Raw genomic sequence first — 5,389 nt, 5'->3', positions numbered from 1 at the left:
CCTTGGTGCCCCCCCTGTAAACACCTCGGTTCTGCCCGCCCGGGCCCCCGGCCCCGCCCCCGGGTTGCCGGAACCGCGCGCGGCCCCCCCCCCCGGGGGGGGGCCTCTCGCATGTCCGTCGTCCGTTGCCCGTCCGTGCTCACGACGTCCTGAGCGACTCCGCCATCTTCGTCAGCTTCGCGAACGACGCCGTGCCCGTGACCACGGTCGTGGAGTTCTTCTCCCGGAGCACGAGGGCGTCGTACTTCTCGCCCTTGTACCGCTTCCAGGACTTCTCGCCGATGCGCTGGGTGACGTTCGTCTCCTCGGCGCCCTGCGTGGTGTCGTCGATGAACGTGACGGGCTTCTGAGTGGACTGCTCGATCGCCACGTACTCCCCGTCGGGGTCGTGGAAGCCGAGGTGCCACGCGTCGAAGTCGGCTCCACGGAACCGCACCGAGGTCGCCTTCCACTCCGTGGACAGACCCTCGGGCGCCGCCACCGGATAGGTGGCCGCACGGCGTGCCGTGAGGAGCTCCACGCGGTAGTCGACCCGTTCGAGAGGGGGCTCCGAGTCGTCCTTCGGAATGAAGATGTAGATGAAGCCCGCGACGATGCCGATCACGCCCAGGGACAACACCATGTCCCGGACCGACTGCTTACCTTTTCTGCCTGCCACTCCCCCATCGTCGCAGGTGCACTGCCCCGCTCATCCGTGGGGCCCCCTGCTCATTTTGTCGGACTGAGGATAGAGTCGGCGGAAACCCTCATCCGGCCGTCGCCGTATCAGAAAGGTGCGCTCCGATGACCGAGCATCACTTGCCGTCCGAACTAGAGGTCCCCTCCGAGGCCCCCGACCGCAACCTCGCCCTTGAGCTCGTCCGGGTCACCGAGGCCGCCGCGATGGCCGCGGGCCGCTGGGTCGGCCGCGGCGACAAGAACGGCGCCGACGGCGCGGCCGTGCGGGCCATGCGGACCCTCGTCTCCACCGTCTCGATGAACGGCGTCGTCGTCATCGGGGAGGGCGAGAAGGACGAGGCCCCGATGCTCTTCAACGGGGAGAACGTCGGCGACGGGACGGGTCCCGCGTGCGACATCGCCGTCGACCCGATCGACGGGACGACCCTCGCCGCGGCGGGCATGACCAACGCGATCGCCGTGCTGGCCGCCGCCGACCGCGGCACGATGTTCGACCCGTCCGCGGTCTTCTACATGGACAAGCTGGTCACCGGGCCCGAGGCCGCCGACTTCGTCGACATCAACGCGCCGGTGTCCGTGAACATCCGCCGGGTCGCCAAGGCCAAGCGCGTCACGCCCGAGGACGTCACCGTCGTCATCCTCGACCGGCCGCGGCACGACGGCATCATCAAGGAGATCCGGGAGACCGGGGCGCGCATCAAGCTCATCTCCGACGGGGATGTCGCCGGCTCGATCCTGGCGTTGCGCGAGGGCACGGGGATCGATCTGCTGCTCGGAATCGGTGGTACGCCCGAGGGGATCATCTCCGCCTGTGCGGTGAAGTGCCTCGGTGGCACCATCCAGGGGAAGTTGTGGCCCAAGGACGACGAGGAGCGGGCGCGGGCGGTCGATGCGGGGCACGACCTGGACCGGGTGCTGCTCACGGATGACCTGGTGTCCGGGGAGAACGTGTTCTTCGTGGCCACCGGGATCACTGACGGGGAGTTGTTGCGGGGGGTTCGGTATCGGCCCGAGACCGCGACGACCGATTCGATCGTGATGCGGTCGAAGTCGGGGACGGTTCGGCAGATCAGCTCTGAGCATCGGCTGGCGAAGCTTCGGGCGTACAGCGCGATCGACTTCGACCGGGCGAAGTAGTTCCGCTGGTTTTGGTCTTCGCGCGGGCCGTTGTCGGCTGCGGGCCGTGGGGCGTGTTGCGCAGTTCCCCGCGCCCCTTGTCGGGCCGGTGGGCGGGTGCGGGGGCGTCGTGGCTGAGCGCGCCGTTCCCCGCGCACCTGTCGGGGGCGTCGTCGGGTGCGGGGGCGTTGTGGCTGGGCGCGGTGTTCCCCGCGCACCTGTCGGGGGCGTCGTCGGGTGCGGGGGCGTTGTGGCTGGGCGCGGTGTTCCCCGCGCCCCTTGGGGCGCGGGGTTGTTTGGCGGGTTAGCCGGCTGCGGCTATCGGGCCGGGGGTTCGGGCTGTTTTCTGGAGGTCCAGGTCTCGGCGGCGGCGTCGGGCCAGGACCACTCGGCGCTCGGCGGCGGTGAGGCCGCCCCAGACGCCGTACGGCTCGGGTTGCAGCAGTGCGTGTTCCCGGCACTCGATCATCACCGGACAGCGCGCGCAGACCCGCTTCGCCGCTTCCTCGCGGGACAGCCGGGCCGCGGTGGGTTCCTTCGAGGGTGCGAAGAACAGCCCGGCCTCGTCGCGGCGGCACACGGCCTCCGTGTGCCAGGGGGCGTCCTGGTCCCTCTCGCGCACCGGCACCGGCTGGGGCGGAACGGCAGCGACCTGCAGGGACTGATGCGGCGGATGCAGCACGGTCTACTCCTGACGACGGCTTCGCGAGCGAGAGACGATGCAGCAAGGCCTACCCGCTGTACGCGCGCCTATGCACTCAGTTCGCAAGCGCCGAAGATCCCGGCAAGTGCCGGACCGGGCACCGGGCTTCGTCCCGGACCGCGCTCCTCCGGTCGTCGTGGATTCGCGACCGTCAATGTCCCAGATGTTTGCGCAACTTGGCGTTCACCTTGTCGGTGACCCGGTCGAGGATGTCCTCGATCAACTTGCCCCGCTTCGGCTTCGCCTCGATGCTCCCCAGCACCGCCAGCCCGTCCACGTAGACCACGGGGGCGTCCTGTTCGCCCGAGTCCAGCGTGTCCACCTCGAAGCTGCCGAGGACTCCCCCGCCGCTGCCGCGCAGCGACACGTTCTCCGGGACGCGGACCTCGACGCTGCCGAACACCGATATCGCCTTGATCACGACCTGCTGGTGCTCGAAGATCGCCTCGCTGAGGTCTATCTCCACGCTGCCGAAGATCGCGTACGCGTGCGTGCGGCGGCCCACGCGCCAGCGGCCTCGGCGCACCGCCGCGCTGAACACCGCCACCACGTTCTCGTCGGCGACCGGCGGGATCGCGCCCGGGGCGGGCCGGTTGGGGGCCGCCGCGAACGCGGCCGACGGGCGGGGGCGGTGGGCCGCGGGCAGGTCCCGCACCAGCGGTTCCAGTTCACCCACGGTCTTCGCGCGGAAGACCTCCTCGACCCGCTCCGCGTGCTCCTCCGCGGTGAGGCGGCCCTCGGCGTGGGCGTCGCGCAGCATGTCCGCGATCCGGTCGCGGTCCGCGTCGGACGCGCGGAGGTCGGTGTGCTTCCGGAGGTCGGGCTCGGTGTGCTTCTGAAGGTCCACGGCAGCAGCGTACCCAAACGCGATAGATCGCGACTAGAGGGTGTGGACAGCGGGTGTGGACGACCTACTGAGCCTTACCTCACAAGCTCGATGTCCGAGACAGGTTCTACGCTGGTGGCGCCGCCAACGGAGGCCGGCCGCTGTCTGTCGATGAAGGATTTGGCGAGATGCCGCATAATTCCCCCCCGCCCAGCCCGGCGTTCGCGTACACCGATCTGCTCCCCCAGGGAGAGGACACCACCCCGTACCGGCTGGTGACCTCCGAGGGTGTGTCCACCTTCGAGGCCGACGGGCGCACGTTCCTCAAGGTGGAGCCGGAGGCGCTGCGCACGCTCGCCGCCGAGGCGATCCACGACATCCAGCACTATCTGCGGCCCGCGCACCTCGCTCAGCTGCGGCGCATCATCGACGACCCCGAGGCGTCGAGCAACGACAAGTTCGTCGCGCTGGACCTCCTGAAGAACGCGAACATCGCGGCGGCCGGCGTGCTGCCCATGTGCCAGGACACCGGCACGGCGATCGTGATGGGCAAGCGCGGCCAGAACGTGCTGACGACGGGCGGCGACGAGGCGGCCCTGTCCCACGGCATCTACGACGCGTACCTGAACCTGAATCTGCGGTACTCGCAGATGGCCCCGCTGACCATGTGGGACGAGAAGAACACCGGTTCGAACCTCCCGGCCCAGATCGAGCTGTACGCGGCCGACGGCGGCGCCTACAAGTTCCTCTTCATGGCCAAGGGCGGCGGCTCGGCCAACAAGTCGTTCCTCTACCAGGAGACGAAGGCCGTCCTGAACGAGGCCTCCATGATGAAGTTCCTGGAGGAGAAGATCCGCTCGCTCGGCACGGCCGCCTGCCCGCCGTACCACCTGGCGATCGTCGTCGGCGGTACGAGCGCGGAGTACGCCCTGAAGACCGCGAAATACGCGTCCGCGCACTACCTGGACGAGATTCCGGACGAGGGGTCCGAGCTGGGCCACGGCTTCCGGGACAAGGACCTGGAGGAGAAGGTCTTCGAGCTGACGCAGAAGATCGGGATCGGCGCGCAGTTCGGCGGCAAGTACTTCTGCCACGACGTGCGCGTGGTGCGGCTGCCCCGGCACGGCGCGTCCTGCCCCGTCGCGATCGCCGTCTCCTGCTCGGCCGACCGCCAGGCCGTCGCGAAGATCACCGCGGAGGGCGTCTTCCTGGAGCAGCTGGAGACCGACCCGGCGCGGTTCCTGCCCGACACGACGGACGAGCACCTGGACGAGGCCGGTGACGTCGTGCGCATCGACCTGAACCGGCCGATGGACGACATCCTCGCCGAGCTGACGAAGTACCCCGTCAAGACCCGGCTGTCCCTCTCCGGGCCGCTCGTCGTGGCGCGTGACATCGCGCACGCGAAGATCAAGGAGCGGCTCGACGCGGGTGAGGAGATGCCGCAGTACCTGAAGGACCACCCCGTGTACTACGCGGGGCCCGCGAAGACCCCCGAGGGGTACGCGTCCGGGTCCTTCGGGCCGACCACGGCCGGGCGCATGGACTCGTACGTGGAGCAGTTCCAGGCGGCGGGCGGGTCTCGGGTGATGCTGGCCAAGGGGAACCGGTCGCAGCAGGTCACCGACGCGTGCGGGGCGCACGGGGGGTTCTATCTCGGGTCCATCGGGGGGCCTGCCGCGCGGCTCGCGCAGGACTGCATCAAGAAGGTCGAGGTCGTCGAGTACGAGGAGCTCGGCATGGAGGCCGTGTGGAAGATCGAGGTGGAGGACTTCCCCGCGTTCGTCGTCGTCGACGACAAGGGCAACGACTTCTTCAAGGACCCGGCGCCGGCGCCTACGTTCACGTCGATTCCCGTGCGGGGTCCCGGGCTCTAGGGTTTTCCGCCCCCGCCGCCCCTACCCGTTCCCGTCCACGTATAGGGGCTGCGCCCCCTCGCCCCCCGTATCGCGCTGCGCGCTCGTCCTCAAACGCCGGACGGGCTGGATTTCCAGCCCGTCCGGCGTTTGAGGTCCGGGGGGTCGGGGGGCGGCCCCCGCGTCAGAGTCGGGACTGGGGAGGGGCGG

The 5,389-nt window shown here is 69.7% G+C and carries 5 protein-coding genes; 2 read left to right on the top strand and 3 right to left on the bottom strand.

Going from position 1 to position 5,389, the window contains the following annotated elements; genetic code table 11:
- Positions 1-139 precede the first annotated feature (139 nt).
- Entirely contained in the window at positions 140-658 is a 519-nt protein-coding gene (locus ACFVH5_RS23655; protein ID WP_385835648.1) for a DUF4245 domain-containing protein, read from the bottom strand.
- A 125-nt stretch (positions 659-783) separates the two neighbouring features.
- Here ACFVH5_RS23655 and glpX point away from each other — a divergent pair, with 125 nt between their 5' ends.
- A complete protein-coding gene (glpX, locus tag ACFVH5_RS23650; protein WP_107020245.1) occupies positions 784-1,815 on the top strand; it encodes a class II fructose-bisphosphatase in 1,032 nt (343 codons plus the stop codon).
- 283 nt (positions 1,816-2,098) lie between these two features.
- Here glpX and ACFVH5_RS23645 read toward each other — a convergent pair whose 3' ends face one another.
- Together ACFVH5_RS23645 and ACFVH5_RS23640 are read right to left on the bottom strand one after the other, a co-directional pair.
- On the bottom strand, positions 2,099-2,476 hold the full coding sequence (locus ACFVH5_RS23645) for a WhiB family transcriptional regulator (RefSeq protein WP_210880556.1): 378 nt from the start codon (positions 2,474-2,476) through the stop codon (positions 2,099-2,101).
- A gap of 172 nt (positions 2,477-2,648) precedes the next feature.
- Positions 2,649-3,344 carry a DUF1707 domain-containing protein gene (locus ACFVH5_RS23640; protein WP_384814528.1) on the bottom strand — a complete coding sequence of 232 codons (696 nt, stop codon included), beginning with the start codon at positions 3,342-3,344 and terminating at the stop codon, positions 2,649-2,651.
- Between the two features lie 167 nt (positions 3,345-3,511).
- Here ACFVH5_RS23640 and ACFVH5_RS23635 point away from each other — a divergent pair, with 167 nt between their 5' ends.
- On the top strand, positions 3,512-5,200 hold the full coding sequence (locus ACFVH5_RS23635; RefSeq protein WP_385835646.1) for a fumarate hydratase: 1,689 nt from the start codon (positions 3,512-3,514) through the stop codon (positions 5,198-5,200).
- The last annotated feature ends 189 nt before the right edge of the window (positions 5,201-5,389 follow it).

Origin of the sequence: Streptomyces sp. NPDC127119, from assembly GCF_042677425.1 — a bacterium.
Taxonomy (GTDB): domain Bacteria; phylum Actinomycetota; class Actinomycetes; order Streptomycetales; family Streptomycetaceae; genus Streptomyces.
This window is presented reverse-complemented; position numbering and strand designations above follow the sequence as displayed.